General features: G+C 61.2%; 14 protein-coding genes and 2 tRNA genes. 9 read left to right on the top strand and 7 right to left on the bottom strand.

The window, feature by feature from the left end; all coding sequences use genetic code 11:
* Positions 1-40: 40 nt before the first annotated feature.
* From Q5H92_RS02295 to Q5H92_RS02285, 3 genes are all read right to left on the bottom strand, one after another.
* Positions 41-685, bottom strand: coding sequence for a DUF4142 domain-containing protein (locus Q5H92_RS02295; protein WP_305009847.1), 645 nt, complete (start codon positions 683-685; stop codon positions 41-43).
* Between the two features lie 188 nt (positions 686-873).
* Positions 874-1476, bottom strand: a complete 603-nt coding sequence (locus Q5H92_RS02290; protein WP_305009846.1) for a DUF4142 domain-containing protein — start codon at positions 1474-1476, stop codon at positions 874-876.
* 72 nt (positions 1477-1548) lie between these two features.
* Positions 1549-2160 carry a DUF4142 domain-containing protein gene (locus Q5H92_RS02285; RefSeq protein ID WP_305009845.1) on the bottom strand — a complete coding sequence of 204 codons (612 nt, stop codon included), beginning with the start codon at positions 2158-2160 and terminating at the stop codon, positions 1549-1551.
* A gap of 189 nt (positions 2161-2349) precedes the next feature.
* On the opposite strand from Q5H92_RS02285, the gene Q5H92_RS02280 reads away from it, so the two are divergent.
* The gene (locus Q5H92_RS02280; RefSeq protein WP_305009844.1) at positions 2350-3189 is read left to right on the top strand and encodes a hypothetical protein; all 840 of its coding nucleotides are present in this window, start codon (positions 2350-2352) and stop codon (positions 3187-3189) included.
* Positions 3190-3302: 113 nt separating this feature from the next.
* Here Q5H92_RS02280 and Q5H92_RS02275 read toward each other — a convergent pair whose 3' ends face one another.
* The 3 genes from Q5H92_RS02275 to queA all read right to left on the bottom strand — a co-directional run bounded on the left by Q5H92_RS02275 (position 3303) and on the right by queA (position 6148).
* On the bottom strand, positions 3303-4103 hold the full coding sequence (locus Q5H92_RS02275) for an enoyl-CoA hydratase-related protein (protein WP_305009843.1): 801 nt from the start codon (positions 4101-4103) through the stop codon (positions 3303-3305).
* Between the two features lie 180 nt (positions 4104-4283).
* Entirely contained in the window at positions 4284-5015 is a 732-nt protein-coding gene (locus Q5H92_RS02270) for a 2-C-methyl-D-erythritol 4-phosphate cytidylyltransferase (RefSeq protein WP_305009842.1), read from the bottom strand.
* 83 nt (positions 5016-5098) lie between these two features.
* The gene (gene queA / locus Q5H92_RS02265) at positions 5099-6148 is read right to left on the bottom strand and encodes a tRNA preQ1(34) S-adenosylmethionine ribosyltransferase-isomerase QueA (RefSeq protein ID WP_305009841.1); all 1050 of its coding nucleotides are present in this window, start codon (positions 6146-6148) and stop codon (positions 5099-5101) included.
* Between the two features lie 259 nt (positions 6149-6407).
* Here queA and Q5H92_RS02260 point away from each other — a divergent pair, with 259 nt between their 5' ends.
* Both Q5H92_RS02260 and Q5H92_RS02255 read left to right on the top strand, forming a co-directional pair.
* Positions 6408-7670: an ABC transporter permease gene (locus tag Q5H92_RS02260; protein ID WP_305009840.1), complete on the top strand. Its 1263-nt coding sequence runs from the start codon at positions 6408-6410 to the stop codon at positions 7668-7670.
* A 260-nt stretch (positions 7671-7930) separates the two neighbouring features.
* Entirely contained in the window at positions 7931-9049 is a 1119-nt protein-coding gene (locus Q5H92_RS02255; RefSeq protein ID WP_305009839.1) for a mechanosensitive ion channel family protein, read from the top strand.
* Positions 9050-9120: 71 nt separating this feature from the next.
* Here Q5H92_RS02255 and Q5H92_RS02250 read toward each other — a convergent pair whose 3' ends face one another.
* Positions 9121-10038 carry a TerB family tellurite resistance protein gene (locus Q5H92_RS02250; protein ID WP_305009838.1) on the bottom strand — a complete coding sequence of 306 codons (918 nt, stop codon included), beginning with the start codon at positions 10036-10038 and terminating at the stop codon, positions 9121-9123.
* A 253-nt stretch (positions 10039-10291) separates the two neighbouring features.
* Here Q5H92_RS02250 and Q5H92_RS02245 point away from each other — a divergent pair.
* The 6 genes from Q5H92_RS02245 (at position 10292) to susR (ending at position 18848) form a co-directional block, all read left to right on the top strand.
* Positions 10292-10366, top strand: a tRNA-Val gene (locus tag Q5H92_RS02245).
* 85 nt (positions 10367-10451) lie between these two features.
* Positions 10452-10526: transfer RNA gene (locus tag Q5H92_RS02240), tRNA-Val, on the top strand.
* 153 nt (positions 10527-10679) lie between these two features.
* Positions 10680-11171 (top strand): hypothetical protein, encoded by a 492-nt coding sequence (locus tag Q5H92_RS02235; protein ID WP_305009837.1) that lies wholly within the window; start codon positions 10680-10682, stop codon positions 11169-11171.
* 127 nt (positions 11172-11298) lie between these two features.
* On the top strand, positions 11299-15753 hold the full coding sequence (locus Q5H92_RS02230; RefSeq protein WP_305009836.1) for a CusA/CzcA family heavy metal efflux RND transporter: 4455 nt from the start codon (positions 11299-11301) through the stop codon (positions 15751-15753).
* A 91-nt stretch (positions 15754-15844) separates the two neighbouring features.
* On the top strand, positions 15845-17029 hold the full coding sequence (locus Q5H92_RS02225; protein ID WP_305009835.1) for an efflux RND transporter periplasmic adaptor subunit: 1185 nt from the start codon (positions 15845-15847) through the stop codon (positions 17027-17029).
* A gap of 214 nt (positions 17030-17243) precedes the next feature.
* Positions 17244-18848, top strand: coding sequence for a SusR family glycan utilization regulator (gene susR / locus Q5H92_RS02220; RefSeq protein WP_305009834.1), 1605 nt, complete (start codon positions 17244-17246; stop codon positions 18846-18848).
* Positions 18849-19028: the final 180 nt, after the last annotated feature.

Below are 19028 nucleotides of genomic sequence, written 5' to 3'. Positions count from 1 at the left end.
AGCGGCGTTTTAAGTGGATGAAGCGTCGGAAAACCGGGGCTTACATCTTCATGTCCGAACCCTTTTTGGCCATGCCCAGGTGCATTTGCACCACGGGCAGCGTCTTGCCGATGAAGGCTTTCAGGTCGGCGTCGTTGGTCATTTTCTCGTGGGCCATCATGGTGTTGGCCGTTTTCTGGTGGTCGTCCTGCATCTGGGTCAGGTACTTGGCTTCGAAGTCTTTGCCCGAAAGCTTTTCCATCGCCGGGGCCATAGCCTTGTGCTCGGCGTCCATGTCGGTGGGCAGGGTGATGCCTTTTTTGGCGGCAATCTTTTTCAGGTCAGCCGTCGATTTGGTGTGGTCGGCAATCATCTTGTCGGCCATTTCCTTGGCCATGCCGGTCACGCCCTTGGCCAGCGCCATTTTGCTCTGCTGAATCTCATTCTGGTCGCTGTGGGCGGCCGTCATCATGAATTCGTTGTCGTCTTTGTGAGGGCCGGTGGGGCCGTTGGGGTCGCCCATGGCCGTGCCGCTGCCCGTGGCGGTGGTGTCGCGCATGCCGTCCATGGCCGTGGTGTCGGCTCCGGCGGCGGGTGTATTGGCCATGTTGCTGTCGGTGCTGCTTTCAGCGGTTTTGTTGGCGTCGCCGCAGGACGTGAGGCAAAGGCAGGCCGCGGCCAGCAGGGGAAGAAGGGTACGTTTCATGAAAAATAACGGAAAGGATGGAATGATGTCTACCAGCAGTACGGGGGAATTGCCGCACGGAGTTGCGCTACCATCTGTTTTTGTTTCAGACATTTAGTTAAAGCTGAGCAGTTGATTGTCAATAAAAAAGCCGGCCCGCTCCGATAAAGAGCAGGCCGGCTTGGCGTAATGCATGCAGACGCAGGAGGCTACTTCGCGGCATCCACGGCCACCTTCATTTTGGTCACCATGTCGAGGTGCATTTTCAGCATCGGGACGGTTTTGGCGGCGAAGGCTTTGATGTCGGGGTCAGAGGCTTTGATGGAGGCGTCGGTGTATTCCTTCACGTCTTCCTCGTGGTCCTTGAGCATCTCCTTCATGTACTCCTGGTCCATCTTCACGCCTTTTTCCTCCACCACGTCCTTCAGCACTTTGGCGTGCTCGTCGCCGAGGGTGGTGGGCAGGGTGATGTTCTTTTTAGCGGCCAGGGCCATCAGCTCGGCGTTGCCTTTGGTGTGGTCGTCCACCATTTGCTGGGCGTATTTCTTGGCCTCCGGCGTGATGGCGCGGGCCAGCACCTGCTTGCCCATCTCCACTTCTAGCATACCGCCGCTGGCCGCCTTGGTCAGGAATTCGGAGTCGTAGTCCATGCCTCTTTCTTCGGCTTTGCCCACAGCGTTATCGGCCGTGGCGCTGTCGGCTTTTGCTTCGTTGGTTTTCTGCGCCTCCTTCACGGAGTCGTTGGAGTTGCAGCTGGCGGCCGCGAAAAGCATAGTGGCAGCGCTGAGCAGGGCGATGAAAGAGCGTTTCATGGGAAAAAATAGGGTTGGTGAAAAGCTAAAATTCAAATAGTCGTATGAAAAATTGCTGAAGCGGACTGCCAGCTACGGCAGCTTATCGGCCGCGTCGGCGGCTTCTTTTGCGGCGTCTAGCTGCTCATCAATCGGCGTGTAGTACTTGGCGGCCAGCGCGCGGATGTCGCCGTCGTAGGCATCGTCCTTCATGTCGTCGAAGGCATCTTCGTCCTGCTTCTGGATTTTCACGAGCAAAGCCATCACGCGCTTGTCGAGTTGGCTGCCGGTTTGGGTGCTGGCTTCGTGATAGGCGCTCTGCTCGTCGTCGCCGAGCGCCGAGGGCACGGCCAGCTGCTTGGCGGCGGCCAGGCTGCGCAAGGAGGTCAGTAGTTCGAGGCGGCTTTGCACCGCTGCCGCGCCGAAGGCGCGCACGGCCGGCGCCGTGGCCCGCGTCTGGGCCAGCTTGCCCAACTCTACTTCCAGCAGGGCGTTGCTGGTGGCCCGCACCAGGAATTCGGCGTCGGCTTCCTGCTTTTTGGTGATGTCGGCATCCGCAATTTTGTGCTCGTTCAGAGCCGTGGCGTCTTTCACGGCGTCGGAGCTTCCGCCCTCATTAGAAGAGCACGCCACCGCCAGTGGCAGTGCCGCCAGGCCCAGCAACAGCCTCCGCACCGGAAGCAAAATATTCAGCGAAAGGCGCATGGCGAGTGGTGTTGTAAAAGATGTATGAGATGAGTTGGCCCGCTATACGCGGGCTCGGGTAGCAGGTTTTTCAATGATTTAGGCATTTTTTTGAAACCGTGTTAAACCTGAACCGGGGAGTTGCTTCCAACCGGCCACAAACGCAGTTCGTCTTTCAGTATCTTTATATTCATTCCCACCTTTTTCGCCATGCGTACTTTTTCGCTCCGCTCCCTGACTCTGGCCTGCCTGGCCAGCGGCCTGCTGCTCACCACCGCCTGCAACCGGAAAAACGATGAAGTCGCCCCCGACGACATCACCACCGCCGAAGACCGCAGCGAGGACAACATCGAAACCGCCATCAGCACCGACGCCATGAACATGGCCGGCCCGGCCGAGTTCTCCTCGACCAGCCCCGCTTTTGCCAGCACAACGGCCGATTTCCAAGCCCGTTTCGGGACCTGCGCCACCCGCACCTACGACGCGCAGAACCGCGTCCTCATCATCGATTTCGGCCCTACCAATTGCCTGTGCCCCGACGGCCGCTACCGCCGCGGCCAGATTCGGGTGGCTTTCACCACCGATGTGCTCAAGCGCCGCGCCGGTGCCGTGGTCACGCGCACCAACTACTTCGTGAACGACAACCAGCACACCGCCACCCGCACCTTCACCGACCTGGGCCAGGGCTCGTTCTCCGTCGATGTGACCAACGCCAGCATCATCCGGGCCAACAACGGCGGCACCCACTCCTGGACCGCCAGCTGGACCTTCAACCAGACCGCCGGCTATGCCACACCCCAGTTTTCGGATGATGTGTTCAGCGTGACCGGCGCTTCAGCCGGTACCAACCGCAAAGGCGTGAGCTACACCACCGCCGTCCAGTCGCCCCTTATCAAGCGCGGCGACTGCTTCAAATACTTCGTGCAGGGCACTATCAGCATCAGCAATTCCAACAACAAAACCATGGTGCTGGACTATGGCAACGGCGCTTGCGACAACACCGCCACCGTTTCCATCAACGGCCGCACCCGCACCATCACGCTTCGCTAGTTGCTTAGGGCTTCGGCCCATCTGTCTTCTGCTGCAAACAAAAGAGCCGTCCTTGCTGGGACGGCTCTTTTCATTCACGGTAAGTGCTAGCTTAGGAAATAGCCAGCAGCGTTTTATTTCCCCGTAAATACCGGCTTGCGCTTTTCGCTGAACGCCTGCACGCCTTCCAGATAGTCCGCTGATTCGCCGGCAATCTGCTGGCAATGGGCTTCGTAGTCCAGCATCTCGTCCAGGGTGGCCGCGCCGGCCTTGTTCAGCATCTGCTTGATGAGGCCGATAGATTTGGTGGGCGCTGAAGCGTAGCGGGCGGCTAGCGCATACGTCGCTTCATCGAGTTGTTCCGCTGGCACCACCTGGTTCACCAGGCCCAGCCGCAAGGCCTCCGCCGCCGGCACTTTCGAGCCCAGGCTGCACAGCTCAAACGCCTTGAGCGTGCCAACCAGCCGCGGCAAGAACCACGACGAGCCCGAATCTGGCACCAGCCCGATGTTGATAAACACCTCAATCAGAGAGGCCTCGCTGCTGGCGATAATGGCATCGCAGGCCAGCGCCAGCGAGCAGCCCGCCCCCGCCGCCACGCCGTTGAGGCGCCCGATAATGGGCTTCGGCAGCCCGCGCATGGCCCGGATGATGGGGTTGTAGCGCTGGTGCAGCGAGTCGTAAAAGGAGCGGGGCTTGCCCTCGGCCGCGGCCGCCTCCTGCGCCGCCTTCAGGTCCTGGCCCGAGCAAAAGGCCCGGCCGGCGCCCGTGAGCACCACGGCCCGCACGGTGGCATCGCGCGCCACCTGCTTCAGGGCGTCCTGCAGTTCGTAGCTCATAGGGTCGTTGAAGGCGTTGAACACCTCCGGGCGGTTCAGGGTGATGGTGGCCACGCCGTCGGGGCGCAGGTCGTAGAGCAGGCTGATGTATTCCATTTGGTGGAGTGGTGGGTTTGCGGATTGGTGAATTAAACGAAGCGCAAGAACGTCATGCAGAGCGCAGCGAAGCATCTTTACCGCTCAATGCATTCATTTACTATTGCGGTAAAGATGCTTCGCTGCGCTCTGCTTGACGTTCTTTTTTTGTGCCCGCCAGCCCGCAAATACACCAACCCACTACCCCACCAATCCGCCAAGCAGCGCCTCCGCCACCACCAAGTCCTCCGGCGTCGTGATTTTCAGGTTGCGGTAGTCGCCGTCCACTAGCTGCACGCGGCACAAGTCATCCACCACCGTGGCATCATCGGTAAACGAAGCCAGCTCCGGCATGGCGTAGGCGCGGCGCAGCAGGTCGATTTCAAACGTCTGGGGCGTCTGCATCAAACGCAGGCGGCTGCGATTCTGGGCCGCCGAGCCATGCTGCGACACCAGCCGCACCGAATCCTTGGGCAGCACGGCGGCGGCGGCGGCGGCGTGGGTAGCGGCGGCGGCATAGGTGCGCTCCACCACCTGGCGCGATACCAGCGGCCGCACGCCGTCGTGCACGGCCACCAGGCCTTCGGCGTGCGCACCCAGCGCGGCCAGGCCGGCTTTCACCGAAGCCCAACGCGTGGCGCCCCCCGCCACCAGCCGGTGCGGAATATCCACGCTGAACTGCGCGCACAGCCCTTGCCAGATGTCCAGCTGGTCGGCGGGCAGCACCAGCACAATTTCCCGCACGCCCAGCGCCGGTTCGGCAAAGCGGCGCAACGTGTGCAGCAGCACGGGCTCGCCGCGCAGCAGCAGAAACTGTTTGGGCCGGTCGGCGCCCATGCGGGTGCCGCTGCCGCCGGCCACCAAAATGGCCAGCCGGGGTGCGTGGGGACTGGGGAGCCCGGGCGCTTGCCGGGGAAGGTTAGGGGTTTTCATTGGCGCGAAGTTCTGGATAAAAAAGAACGCCGGAACTCCTGCGAAGGAATTCCGGCGTTCTCAAAAGCTCGTGGCTTGAATCCTTAAAGAATCAGCATCGCGTCGCCGTAGCTGAAGAACTTATACTTCTCGGCAATGGCCTGCTTGTAGGCTTCCATCAGCAGCGGGTAGCCAGCAAAGGCCGCTGCCAGCATGATGAGCGTGCTCTCCGGCATGTGCAGGTTGGTGAGCATGCAGTTGGCGATTTTGAAATCGTGGGGCGGGAAGATGAACCGGTCAATCCAGCCCTGGGTGGGCTTCATGCGGGCATTAGCCGACACCGACGCCTCCATGGCGCGGATGGTGGTGGTGCCCACGGCGCACACCTTCTTCTTGGCATCGAGGGCCTTATTCACCACTTCGCAGGCCGGGGCCGTCACGATGAAGTTCTCGGAGTCCATCTTGTGCTTGGTCAGGTCTTCCACGTCCACCGTGCGGAAAGTGCCCAGGCCCACGTGCAGCGTCACAAACGCCGGCTCCACGCCCTTGATTTCCATGCGCTTCATCACCTCGCGGGTGAAGTGCAGGCCGGCCGACGGAGCCGCCACTGCGCCAATGTGCTCGGCGTAGATGGTCTGGTACCGCTCCTTATCGGCGGGCTCGGTTTCGCGGTTGATAACCTCTTTCGGAATCGGGGTTTCGCCCAGCTCGTAGAGCGCCTTGCGGAACTCCTCGTCGGTGCCATCGAACAGGAATTTGATGGTGCGGCCGCGCGAAGTCGTGTTGTCAATGACCTCGGCCACCATGTCTGACTCGCCGAAGTAGAGCTTGTTGCCAACGCGGATTTTGCGGGCGGGGTCCACCAGCACGTCCCACAGGCGCAACTCCTTATTCAGCTCGCGGAGCAGGAAAACCTCAATTTTAGCGCCGGTTTTTTCTTTGTTGCCGTAGAGGCGGGCTGGGAACACCTTGGTGTCGTTGAACACCAAAACGTCGCCCTCGTTGAAATAATCGAGAATATCTTTAAAGTTGCGGTGCTCAATTTGGCCGGTGGCGCGGTGCACCACCATCAGGCGGCTTTCGTCGCGGTTGCGGGCCGGGTGCATGGCCACCAGCTCCTCGGGGAGTTCGAACTTGAACTCATGCAATTTCATCGCCATAGGGCAGGATTGGGGGAATATACGGAATTTTGGGGAGGCAAAAGTACGGCTTTTTCCGAGAATATTCTTTTTTTCCTGAATACCCGGCAGCGGGGCGTGCTTTCATCATCAGCAACTTCCCCGCCGTTTCCCGTCTTTTGAACTTGTAAACAAGCTTTACGAGAAACTGCCGCCGTCGGCAAAAGTTATCCGGTGCACTTTTGCAGGTGCCACCGGCATACTGCCGCTCTTTTCTGCATCTCACCCTTTCCCAATGCTCACGCTCCGTCTCGTCTTCGAAAGCTTTCGCTTTGCCCTCGATGCCCTCAAGGCCAATTTGTTGCGCACGATACTGTCGCTGCTGGGCGTCACGGTGGGCATTTTTTCCATCATCGCCGTCTTCACCGTCGTCGATTCGCTGGAAAGCAACATCCGCAGCAGCCTCGATTTTGTGGGCGACAAAATTATTTACGTCCAGAAATGGCCGTTTATTTTTTCGCCCGACTCACCCTGGTGGAAATACTTCAACCGGCCCAACCCCACGCCGCGCGAATTCCAGCAGCTGCGCCGGCAGCTCGGGCCGAATAATAAAGGCGTGGCCATGTTCGCCGCCAACAGCGGCAATACGCTCAAGTCCGGCTCCAACTCAGTGGCCGACTGCGTATTGCAGGGCGTAACCTACGATTTTCGCATCGTGAGCAACGTGCCGCTCAAGGAAGGCCGCTATTTCACCACGCAGGAGATGGACGCGGGCCGGCCGGTGGCCATCATCGGCGCTACCATTGCCGAAAACCTGTTTCCCAGCGGCAGCGCCCTGGGCCAGGAGTTCAAGGCGCGTGGCCGCACGTTCACCGTCATCGGCGTGATGGAAAAGGAAGGCAAAAAGCTGCTCACCATTTCGAGCAATGACGCCAACTGCATCATCCCATTCAGTTTGTTCGCCAAGCTCCTCTCCGTGAGTACCACGGGCAAGGGCGGCGGCCCCAGCGTGTCCATTGCCGTGAAGGGCCGCGACGAGGACGCGGGCCTGCTCGATTTGGAGTATGAAATGCAGGGTGTGATGCGCAACATTCGCGGCCTCAAACCCCGCGAGGAAGACAACTTCGCCCTGAACCGGCCCGAAATGATTGCCTCCGTGATTGGTACCCTCTTCAGCCGCATTGGCGTCATCGGGGCCATGATTGGCGGCCTGGCCACGCTGGTGGGTGGCTTTGGCATCGCCAACATCATGTTCGTGTCGGTGCGAGAGCGCACCAATATCATCGGGATTCAGAAGTCGCTAGGGGCCAAGAACTTCTTTATTCTGTTTCAATTCCTGTTCGAAGCTATTTGCCTGTGTCTGATTGGCGGCGGGGCCGGCATTTTCCTGGTCTGGCTCGTCACTACCATTCCGCAGGATGCCCTGCCGCTCACTATGACGACGGCGCGCATCGTGCTGGGGCTGCTCATCTCGGTGGCCATTGGGGTAGTGGCCGGCATCGTGCCGGCGGCCGTGGCCGCCAATCTGGACCCGGTGATTGCCATTCGGGCGAAGTAAGGGTTTTGTTCTAGCGGGCGCCTTACCCCCTGCCCCCATCTCCTTGGGGAGAGGGGACACCGGTTTTGCGCGGAACTGAATCGGCTGGCTCCCCTCTTCTGGGGAGAGGGGACGGGGGTGAGGTTTCGGCGTAAGGTGACTGCGGGCAAGATGCTTCGCTGCGCTCGGCATGACGTTCTTTATTTGTGGCGCTTTAACTGCACCATCCCAACAACGAGGCGCAATTATGCGTCTCTACGGCACAACCATTTCTCCATTTGATGGCGCTTCCTTCTTTTTTGAGCTACGAATTTCTGGGTAACTCCCTGGGCCAATACCTGCTGGCGGCCTTCATTCTGCTGGTGGGCGCGGCGTTGCGGCGGCTGCTGTCGCGGCTGCTGAGTGCCGTGCTTTTCCGCCTCACCAAACGCTACACGGCCGGCGTGAGCGAGCAGGAACTGCACGACTCGCTCATTCAACCGTTGTCGGTGCTGCTGCTGCTGGCCACGGTGTACCTGGCGTTTGGCGTGTTGCGCTACCCCTTGCCGCCCGATGCCGTGCCGGGCATCGAGCCTTGGCCCAAGGTGGCGCTGCTTCGCATCTTTCTGCTGGGTATTATCCTCACCATTACCTGGGTGGTGCTGCGGCTGGTCGATTTTGCTCTACTAGTGGTGCAGCGCCGCAACGAATTGCGCCAAACCGCCGGCGCCACGCGGCTCGACAATCAGTTTCTGCCCTTCGCCAAAGATTTGCTAAAGGTGCTCATCATCATCATCGGTCTGCTGGTGGTGCTAGGCGAGGTGTTCAACGTGAATGTGACGGCCCTGATTGGCGGCCTGGGCATTGGTGGGCTGGCCGTGGCTTTCGCAGCCAAGGAAAGCCTCGAAAATCTCATCGCCTCGTTCACCATCTTCCTCGACCAACCCTTCGGCGTGGGCGACCTCGTGACGGCCGGCGACGTGAGCGGTACGGTAGAGAAAATTGGCTTCCGCAGCACCCGCCTGCGCACCGCCGAGAAAAGCTACGTGACCGTGCCCAACAAAAGCATGATTGACAAGCCCCTGGATAACCTTTCGCTGCGCACCTCGCGCCGCGTGGGGTTCACGCTCATCTTCGACCAGAAAACCACCAGCGTCCAGCTCCACGACATCATTGCTGGCGCGATAACGGCCATGCAGGCCCACCCGCTCGTGACGCAGGACGTGCAGATGAAATTCAATGCTCTCACGCCCGCCGGCCGCGAGGTCACCGTGCAGTACTTCGTGGACACCACCAGCTACGACGAATACCTCGACGTGAAAGAAGACCTCAACTACCGAATTGTGGAAGTAGTGGAGCAGCATGGCGGCACATTTGCGGGCACGCCGGTGGTGGCACCACCTGTGGCCGGAAAAGTTTGAATAACATTTACAAAGAAAAAGGCCACTCAATCGAGTGGCCTTTTTCTTTGTAAATGTTGGGCTCTAATAGCCTAGCGGTTACCACCAAACAGGCCGCCGAGCATACCACCCAAGCTGCTGCCGCCAAGCAAGCCGCCCAAGCCGCCGCCGCCCGCGCTGGCCGGCTGCGAGTTGGGCCGCCCGCCCAGGCCGCCGAGAATGGACATCATCGAACCCAAGCCGCCACTGCCGATGGCCGAGCCCTGCTGCGGCAAGTCGGCCTGCGAATTGCCGCCGCCCATGAGGCCGCCCAGCATACCGCCGCCGAGCAAGCCGCCTAGCATGCCACCCAGGCCGCTGTGCGCTGCGCCGCCAAGCAGGCCGCCCAGGCTACCGCCGCCACCGAGGCCGCCCAGCAGGCCACCGCCGCTGCTTTGGTTGCCGTAGCCCTGGTTCTGGCTGCCGCCGCTCATCACGCGCGAAATCACCATGGGCGCCACCACGCCGAGCAGGCCGGCCATGAGGGCATTTTTGGGAATGCCCACGCTGGACAGCTTGTCGCCAATGCGGCTGAAGAAGCCTTCTTTGGCCGGGTCCTGCGGGTCGTGGGCCACGGTAGCGGCCTGGTCGACCACGGTTTCCAAGGCTTGTTTCTGCTCCGGGTTGATGCCGAGGTACTGCGACATTTTGCCAATCATGGCTTCCTCGTCGTTAGCGTAAGCGCCATCGGCGCGGGCGAAGCTGATGAGGTCGGTGACGAGCGAGAAGCGTAGGTCGCTGCCTTTGAGGGCGTCGAGGTTTTGCTGGATGGTTTGGTTGTTGGCATCCGAAGCGGCGGCCAGCACCTGTTGCGTGGCGCCGCCCGAGAGGCCGGCCTGCTGCGCCAGCGCCTGCAGAAACTGGGTTTCGGCGCCCGAGGCCTGGCGGTCGGCGGTGGCGAGGCTGGCAATGGCGCTCAGGTAAGCGGTTTTTTCGGCTTCGGAATAGTTCTGGAGGAGTTGCGCGTCCATAGGAAGGGAAAGGTTGGGTGAGTGGAAATGTTTGGGGGCTTAACGGGAGACGCCCGAATACGTTGCTTGCCGGCAAACCGGGAGGCAGACGAATTTTTTAAGCGAAGACCGTAAATTTTCTGGCCCTGAAAATGAAGTTATTGCCGCGTGAGAGCCGCTTTTGACAGAAAAATCTGGCGCTTAAATCAGCATTTTGTTTGGCGCTTCCAAAAACACCTCCCATCTTTGCAATCCCAAACGGGAACAACACCACGGGGGATTAGCTCAGCTGGTTCAGAGCATCTGCCTTACAAGCAGAGGGTCACTGGTTCGAACCCAGTATCCCCCACACTGAAAGACAGCCACTTAGGCATCACGCTTGGTGGCTGTTTTCTTTTTAATACCGGAATAATTGATGCCGGTTTTATTAGCTTGGGAGGTTAGCTCAGTTGGTTCAGAGCGCTGCTTTCACACAGCAGAGGTCGAAGGTTCGAGCCCTTTACTTCCCACATTGCTTAACAGCCGCCTAGCTTCATTGCTGAGCGGCTGTTTTGCTTTTGAGAAATTAGGGGAAATCAGGAAAAGGCAGCTTTGGGTTGATTGGATAGCCTTTTCGACCGAAAGAAGGCGGTGGCCGTAGACTGTTTTACCTTTGCCCGCTCATGTTTCGCTTGCTACCCGCCACCATTCGCCTCACTGCCTCGGCCTTGCTGGTCGTGTTTCTGAGCGCGCTGCTGGGGCCGGCGGTGGCGCTGGCGGAACTGCTGCCCCACCGCGCGGTCGGCGAGCACCTGCACCTGCCCAACATGCCGCAGGCGCATCATCACCACGATGATGACCACGACCAGAACCGCGACGACGACCATTACCAGGACCACCACGCTCCGGTAGCTCAGCACTCGTCGAGCCCGCACCACGGCCACCACGCCTGCACCGGCGACGACGACCAGTCCCTCACCGGCCTCGCCCCGCTGCTCAAGCTGCTCGGCGACTACCCGGCGCCCGCTGTGCTGGCCCTGCCGCCCGTGCAGGATTTCGCCTTCCGGCCGTTTCAGGCCTGGGACCGGCAGCAAGCCGTGGCCCTGGTGCCACCTGAGCACCTCAAACCCAAAATTCCCGACCTGCGAATCTTCATTGGTTCTCTGGTAATCTGATGCTTCGCGCCCGATAAGGTCCGCGCTGGAACGGCTGTGCCGTGCCCGGCGCGGACTTTTTGCGTACTGCGTCCGGCCGCGTTCCCCCGTCTTTTTCTGGTTTGTCTCCCTTCCCGTTCAGCAGCTCATGCTCGACCGCATTATTTACTTTTCCATCACCCACAAGCTGCTCATTGGCCTGCTCACGCTGGCGCTGGTGGCGTGGGGCGGCTACTCGGTGGCCAATCTGCCCATCGATGCCGTGCCCGACATCACCAACAACCAAGTGCAGGTCATCACCCAGACGCCGTCGCTCGGCGCGCCCGATGTGGAGCGGTTGGTTACGTTTCCCATTGAGCAGGCTATTGCTACCATTCCCGATGTGGAAGAGGTGCGTTCTTTCTCCCGGTTCGGCCTGTCGGTGGTCACCATCGTGTTTCCCGACGGTGTGGACGTGTACTGGGCGCGCCAGCAGGTGAGTGAGCGGCTAAAGGACGCTGAGCAGCAGATTCCGGCCGGCGCCGGCACGCCCGAACTGGCCCCGCTCACGACGGGCCTCGGCGAAATCTACCAGTATGTGCTGCATCCCAAGCCGGGCTACGAGCACAAGTATTCGGCCACCGAGCTGCGCACGCTGCAGGACTGGCTGGTGCGCCGGCAGCTGCTGGGCACGCCCGGTGTGGCCGACGTGAGCAGCTTCGGCGGCTACGTGAAGCAATACGAGGTGGGCCTTGACCCCGAGCGCCTGCGCAGCCTGAACGTGACGGTGGCCGACGTCTTCAACGCTCTCGAAAAGAACAACCAAAACACCGGCGGGGCCTACATCGACAAAAATCCCGCGGCCTATTTCATTCGCACCGAAGGCCTGGCTGGCTCGCTCGAAGACGTGGGCCGCATGGTGGTGCGGGCGCCCACCGGCGCCACCGGCGTGCCCGTGCTGGTACGCGACGTGGCCCAGGTGCGCCTCGGCCACGCCGTGCGCTACGGCCTGATGACCCGCAACCAGGAGGGCGAAGCGGTGGGCGCGCTGGTGCTTATGCTGAAGGGCGCCAATTCCTCGGCCGTCATCAAGGCCGTGAAGCAGCGCATGGCCACCATCCAGAAAACGCTGCCTGAAGGCGTGGTTATCGAACCGTTTCTGGACCGCACCAAGCTGGTGGACCAGGCCATTGGCACCGTGACCAAGAACCTGGCTGAAGGCGCGCTGATTGTGATTTTCGTGCTGGTGCTGTTTCTGGGCAACTGGCGCGCCGGGCTGGTGGTGGCCTCGGTGATACCGCTGGCCATGTTTTTTGCCATTGGCATGATGCGGCTGTTTGGCGTTTCGGGCAATTTGCTCTCGCTGGGAGCTATTGACTTTGGGCTGATTGTGGACGGCGCCGTCATTATTGTGGAAGCCATTGTGCACCGGCTGGCGGGGCTGCAGCGCCCGGCGGAAGCGGCGGAACTTTCCCGCCCCGACATGGACGACGAAGTGTACCACGCGGCCAGCAAAATCCGCTCCTCGGCGGCGTTTGGCGAGATTATTATCCTGATTGTGTACCTGCCGCTGCTGGCACTGGGCGGTATCGAGGGCAAGATGTTTCGGCCCATGGCCCAGACGGTGGCCTTCGCCATCCTCGGCGCTTTCCTGCTCTCGCTCACCTACGTGCCCATGATGTCGGCGCTGGCCCTGAGCCGCCGCACCGACCGCCACGGCTTTTCGGACAAGATACTGGGCCGGCTGGCCCTGCGCTACCAGCGCGTGGTGGCGTGGGCGCTGGGGGCTAAAACGCTGATTATTGGCACGGCACTGGCGTTGCTGGTGGGCACTGCGTTGCTGTTTCGCACGCTGGGCGGCGAGTTTATTCCCACCCTGGAAGAGGGCGACTTTGCTGTGGAAACCCGCGTGCTGCCCGGTTCCTCCATCAGCTACACGGCCGAGAAGGCCCAGCAGGCGGCCGGGCTGCTACTCAAAAACTTCCCCGAAGTGAAAGAGGTGGTGGCCAAAGTGGGCTCCTCGGAAATTCCGACCGACCCCATGCCACCGGAAGCCTGCGACCTGATTATCGTGCTCAAAGACAAGAAGGACTGGACCTCGGCCGACAGCCGCGAGGGCTTGGTAGAGAAGATGTCAGCCCGGCTCAGCACTATTCCCGGCGTCACATTTGGCTTCCAGCAGCCCATTCAGATGCGCTTTAATGAGCTGATTTCGGGTGCCAAGCAGGACGTGGTGATTAAGATTTTTGGCGAGGACCTGCAGCAGCTCGACGACTACGCCGGGCAAGTGGGGGAGTTGGTGAAGGGCCTGCCCGGCGCCACCGACCTCTACGTGGAGCGCGCCACCGGCCAAACCCAGATTGTAGCCCAGCTCGACCGCGACAAGCTGGCCCAATACGGCCTCTCGGTAGATGATGTGAACCGCACCGTGCAAACAGCTTTCGCGGGCCAGGTAGCGGGCCAGATTTTCGAGAAAGAGCGCCGGTTCGACCTCGTGGTGCGCCTTAAGGAAAGCTACCGTCAGGACATCAGCAACCTGCGCCAGCTGTTCGTGGCCACCCCCGACGGCCGGCAGATTCCGCTGGAGCAGGTGGCCAAAGTCGCCTTTGTTTCGGGCCCCAGCCAGATTCAGCGCGACGATGCCAAGCGCCGCATCATCGTGGGCTTCAACGTGCGGGGGCGCGACGTGGAAAGCCTCGTGAAGCAAGTGCAGCAGCGCTTGGCGCAACGCGTGAAGTTCGCGCCTGGCTACTACGCCACGTACGGCGGGCAGTTTGAGAACCTGCAGTCGGCCCGCGACCGGCTGCTGATTGCCGTGCCGGTGGCGCTGCTGCTCATCTTTTTGCTGCTCTATGCCACATTCAATTCCGTAGCCCAGTCGGTGATGATTTTCACGGCTATTCCGCTCTCGGCTATTGGCGGGGTGCTGGCGCTGTGGCTGCGCGGCATGCCGTTCAGCATCTCGGCGGGCGTGGGTTTCATTGCGCTGTTTGGCGTGGCCGTGCTCAACGGCATTGTGCTCATCGGCTACTTCAACCAGCTCAAAGAAGAAGGCGTGACTGACCTGCGCGCCCGCATTCTGGAGGGCACTCACGTGCGTCTGCGCCCGGTACTGATGACGGCCACCGTGGCCTCGCTGGGCTTTTTGCCGATGGCGCTGTCGAACTCGGCTGGGGGCGAAGTGCAGAAGCCACTGGCCACGGTGGTCATCGGCGGGCTGGTGACAGCCACACTGCTCACGCTGCTGGTGCTGCCCGTGCTCTACTACCTCGAAGAAATGTGGAGCGCCCGCCGCGCCGCGCGCAAGCACGAAACCGACGCCCCAGCAACTGCCGGAACGCCAGCCACCAGCCTGCCGGCTGCGGGCCTCTTGCTACTGGCTCTAGGGACTGGCCTGCTACCCGGCCGGGCCCGCGCCCAGCAGCCCGGCACGCCCGCCGATGGCGCCCTCAACGCCACCCAGGCCGTGGACGCGGCCCTCGGCCAAAGCGGCACCGTGCTCGGGGCTGAGCAGCAGCTTGCTGCCCAGCAGGCGGCCGTGCGCGCGGCGCGCGACATTGGCCGCACCACCGTGCAGGGCAGCTACGGCCAGTACAACTCGGCGCAGAACGACAACCTGTTCAGCATCACCCAGCCGCTGGCCTGGCCGGGCTACTACCGCACGCTCTCGGCCCTGGCCCGGGCGCAGGTGGCCACCAAGGAGCAGCAGCTGGCCCTGGCCCGCGCCGATGTGCGCCGCCAAGTGCGCCTGCAGTACGAAGCCGCCGTGCACGCCCGCCACCGTTTGCGCACTTTGCGCGCTCAGGACAGCCTCTACACTGAATTTGTGCGGGCCGCCCAGCTGCGCTTCCGCACCGGCGAAACCGACCGCCTCGAAGTGGCCACCGCGCTGGTGCAGCAGGGCGAAACCCGCATCCGCTTAACGCAGGCCCGCGCCGAATACCAGGTGGCAGTCCGGCAGCTGCAGGCTCTGCTCCAACGCCGGCAGCCCGTGGCGGTAGCCGACAGCACAATGGTGCCCCTCGCTCCCAAAGTTGCTATCTCACCCGGCGATACGGCCATCTTCGCCCGCAGCCTGCTGGCCCAGGTGCTGCGCCAGCAAGTGGCCGTGGCCCAGGCCGAAACCCGCGTGACGCAGGCCCAGGGCAAGCCCGGGCTGAGCGTGGGCTATTTCAATCAGTCAATAATAGGACCCCAGGTAGTGGACGGTACCACCCGCACCTACGGGGCCGGCGACCGGTTTCAGGGCGTGCAGGCTACCGTGGCGGTGCCCCTCATTCAGGGTCCGCAACGGGCCCGTGTGGACGCCGCCCGGCTGCAGGAAAAAGTGGCCCAAACCGGCCTGAGCCGCTACCAGGCCGAGCTGGCCGGCAAGGTAGAGGAGCTGCTCACTCAACGCGCCGAGCAGCAGCAGCGCCTGCAGTTTTACCAGCAAACGGGCCTGCCGCAGGCGGCCGTTATCACCCGCGTGGCCACCAAGGCCTTTAAAGCCGGCGAAAACGGCTACACCGAATACCTGCTCAACCTCGACCGCGCCCTGCGCCTGCGAACCGACTATCTGGACGCGCTGCTGCAACACAACCAGACGGTAATCGAGCTGGACTATTTGTTGAGCGCGGAGTAGCTGGTATTGAATGACTTATCCAATGCATCATATCATGCAGAGCCTTCTTCGCATAAAGTAGAATTTCTGCATGCCGTTTTTGATTCTTCGAATGAAACCCCTGTTCTATAAATCCGCCGCCTTGGTTCTATTTCTGCTAGCTGCAGGCTGTTCGGGTAAAACCGAACCCGTTGAAACAGCCGAAACTCCGGCCGCAACCAAAGCCGAGGGCCCCGCCGTACCCGCCGACCACGTCACCCTCACGCCCGATGAGCAGCAGCTAGCTGGCGTGCGAACCGGCCCGCTTACGGAGCGTGTGCTAGGCGGCGGGCTCAAGGCCAACGGCGTACTCGACGTGCCGCCCGACCAGCTTGTGTCCATCAGCGCGCCGCTGGGGGGCATTGTGGAGGCCACTTCGCTGCTCCAGGGCTCGCGGGTGCGCAAGGGGCAGGTGCTGGCCATCATCCGCAACCCGGAGTTTATTCAGCTGCAGCAGAGCTACCTCGAAACTCAAAGCCAGCTCACGTTCGCCAAGGCCGAGCTGGAACGCCAGCGCGAACTGGTGCGCGAGGAAGTGGCCCCGGCCAAAAACCTGCAGCGCGCCCAGGCCGAGTACGGCGCCCTGCAAGCCCAGGCTGCCGGCCAGCTGGCGCGCCTGCGCCTGGCGGGCTTGCCCGTCGGCCGCCGGCCCTTCGTGAGCACGGCCACGCTGCGCGCGCCTAAGGCTGCCTTCGTCAAAGCCGTAAACGTGACCGTGGGCCAGAGTGTGACGCCCACCGATGCGCTGTTTCAACTAGTCGACCCCGACCACCTGCACGTGGAACTCACCGTGTTTGAAAAGGACGTGCCGCTGCTCAAAAAAAACCAACGCATCCGGTTCACGCTGCCCAACGATAGCAGCGCCGAGCGCACCGCCCGCGTCTATCTCATCGGCCGCACGGTGGATGAGCAGCAGCGCACGGTGCGCGTGCACGGCCACCTCGACCAGGAAAACGACCCCGCGCTGCTGCCCGGCATGTTCGTGCGCGCCGTGGTAGAAACCACGAACCGCCGGGTGTTGGCCCTGCCCGACAAGGCCGTGGTGGACTACGAAGGCAAGCAATACGTATTCCGGCAAGAGCCCTCCACGGCCGGCAAGCAGGTTTTCAAAATAATTGAAGTGCGCCGTGGCGAGCAGGCCGACGGCTACAGCGAGGTGTTCATTCCCGGCCGCGCCGCCGCCGATTCCACGGCCCGCTACGTGACCGAAGGTGCGTATTCGCTGCTGAGCAAGCTGAAGAATGCCGGTGAGGAATAACGGTTAGGCAGGACTCCAGCCCGTCATATCGAGCTTGCCGAGACATGACGGGCTGGAGTCCTGCATGACGAAGGGCCGTGCTGGCGCGCGGTCTGGCGGGCAGCCGGTCATTGTCCAGCTACATCGTCCAACTACTTCGGCAAACCCTTACTTTTGAGTTGGCCCCGTTAGCGGCCTGCTTTATTTGGTGAAGAGGTTTTTTATCATTTGCGGTTTGCTGCTCAGTAGTTTGCTAGCCTGCGCGGGCGAGCAGGCCAGCACAACCGACAGCCTGCTGACGGAGCTGAACCAGGCGCTGGCCCACAAAAAAGAATACGACGGGCAACGCCTGAACCGCATTGCGGTGCTCACCGCCGATTTTGCTGCCTTGGAAGCCAACGACAATGCCCGCTTCGGTTTGGCCCTTCGCATCTACGATGAGTACAAGGCTTTTAAGTACGATTCGGCCTTTGTGTATTGTCAGAAAATCAGGCAGTTGGCTAAGAAGCTCCGCAGCCCTGAGAAGCTGGAGGTGGCCAAGCTCAAGCTGGCCTTCGTGCTGCTGTCGTCGGGCCTGTTCAAGGAAACGTTTGAAACGCTCGACAGCATCAATGCGCGCCGCCTGACGCTGCCTGACAAGCAGAGCCTGTACTTCCTGAAAGCTCGGGCTTATAGTGACTTGGGTAATTTCAACCAGGACCAAACCTACCGCCCGGCTTACTACGCCAAGGCCCTGGCCTACGCCGACACGGCCCTGCAGTTCTGCCGCCCGGGTTCCTATGAGTGCCTGGAAGTGCAGGAATTCCGGGCGCTGAAAAACGCCGACTTGACCGCGGCGGCGGCGGTATACCGCCAGATTTTGCGGCTGCCGCGTCTCACGCTGCACCAGCTGGCCGTGAGCGCCAGCACCACTTCCTACCTCTACGAGCAGGCCGGCCAGCCCGAAAAAGCCTTTGAGCTGCTGCTTGTTTCGGCCATTGCCGACGTGAAGACGGCCACCAAGGAAACCACGGCCATCTTCAAGCTTTCGGACTACTGCTACCGGCAGGGCGACCTCAAGAACGCCTACACGTTCATTAGGGAAGCCCGCGAAAACGCCACGTTTTACAAGGCCCGCCAGCGGCAGATTGAAATCAGCCACGTCTCGTCCATCATCGAAGGGCAGAAAATCAACATCATCGAGAACCAGCGCAAGTCGCTGAGAACCTACGCTATTGTCATGACGCTGCTGGCCGGCGTGGTCATCGCCTTCGCGGTGGTGAGCTGGCGGGCGCTACGCAAGCTGCGCCGGGCCGACCAGTTGATTTTCGCTGCTAACCGGGAGCTACAGGCCCGCAACGACGAGCTGCACCAACTCAACAGCGGCCTCAACGAAGCCAATACGATTAAGGAAGAATACATTGGCTACTACTTCCACAACAACTCGCAGTACATCGACAAGCTCGAAACACTCAAGAAGCGCGTGGAAGCCCTGCTCAGCAGCAAGCAGTACGCCGGCCTGCAGAAGCTGGTCGATGGCGTCAACATCAAGACCGAGCGCAACGAACTGCTGAAGGGCTTCGACACGGTTTTCCTGCGGCTGTTTCCCAATTTCATTGCGCAGTTCAACACCCTGTTTCGGGAGGAGGACCGCCTGACGCTGGCCGACGACCAACTCCTGACCACAGAGGTCCGCATCTTCGCCCTCATCCGGCTGGGTATCGATGACAGCGAGCAAATCAGCCGCATGCTGGGCTATTCCATCAACACGATTTACACCTACAAGACCCGGGTGAAGAACCGTTCGCTGGTGCCCAACGAAGAATTTGAAGCCCGCATTCTGGCCATCGAAGCCGTGTAGCGGAGCTAGGTGAGTGGCCCCTTAGACCGGCGCTGGCTGGGCTGCGCCAAGGCCCGGAGAACCCATGGGAATCGGGATAATAAAAGGGCTGCGGTCCCTTTTTTGTTGGTGATTCGTGCTGAATCAGACAATATTTATCCTATACTTTGAGTGTAGATTTTATACTTAAAATATTGTAAA

It is taken from the genome of Hymenobacter mellowenesis, from assembly GCF_030581005.1.
Classification (GTDB): Bacteria; Bacteroidota; Bacteroidia; order Cytophagales; family Hymenobacteraceae; genus Hymenobacter; species Hymenobacter mellowenesis.
This window is presented reverse-complemented; position numbering and strand designations above follow the sequence as displayed.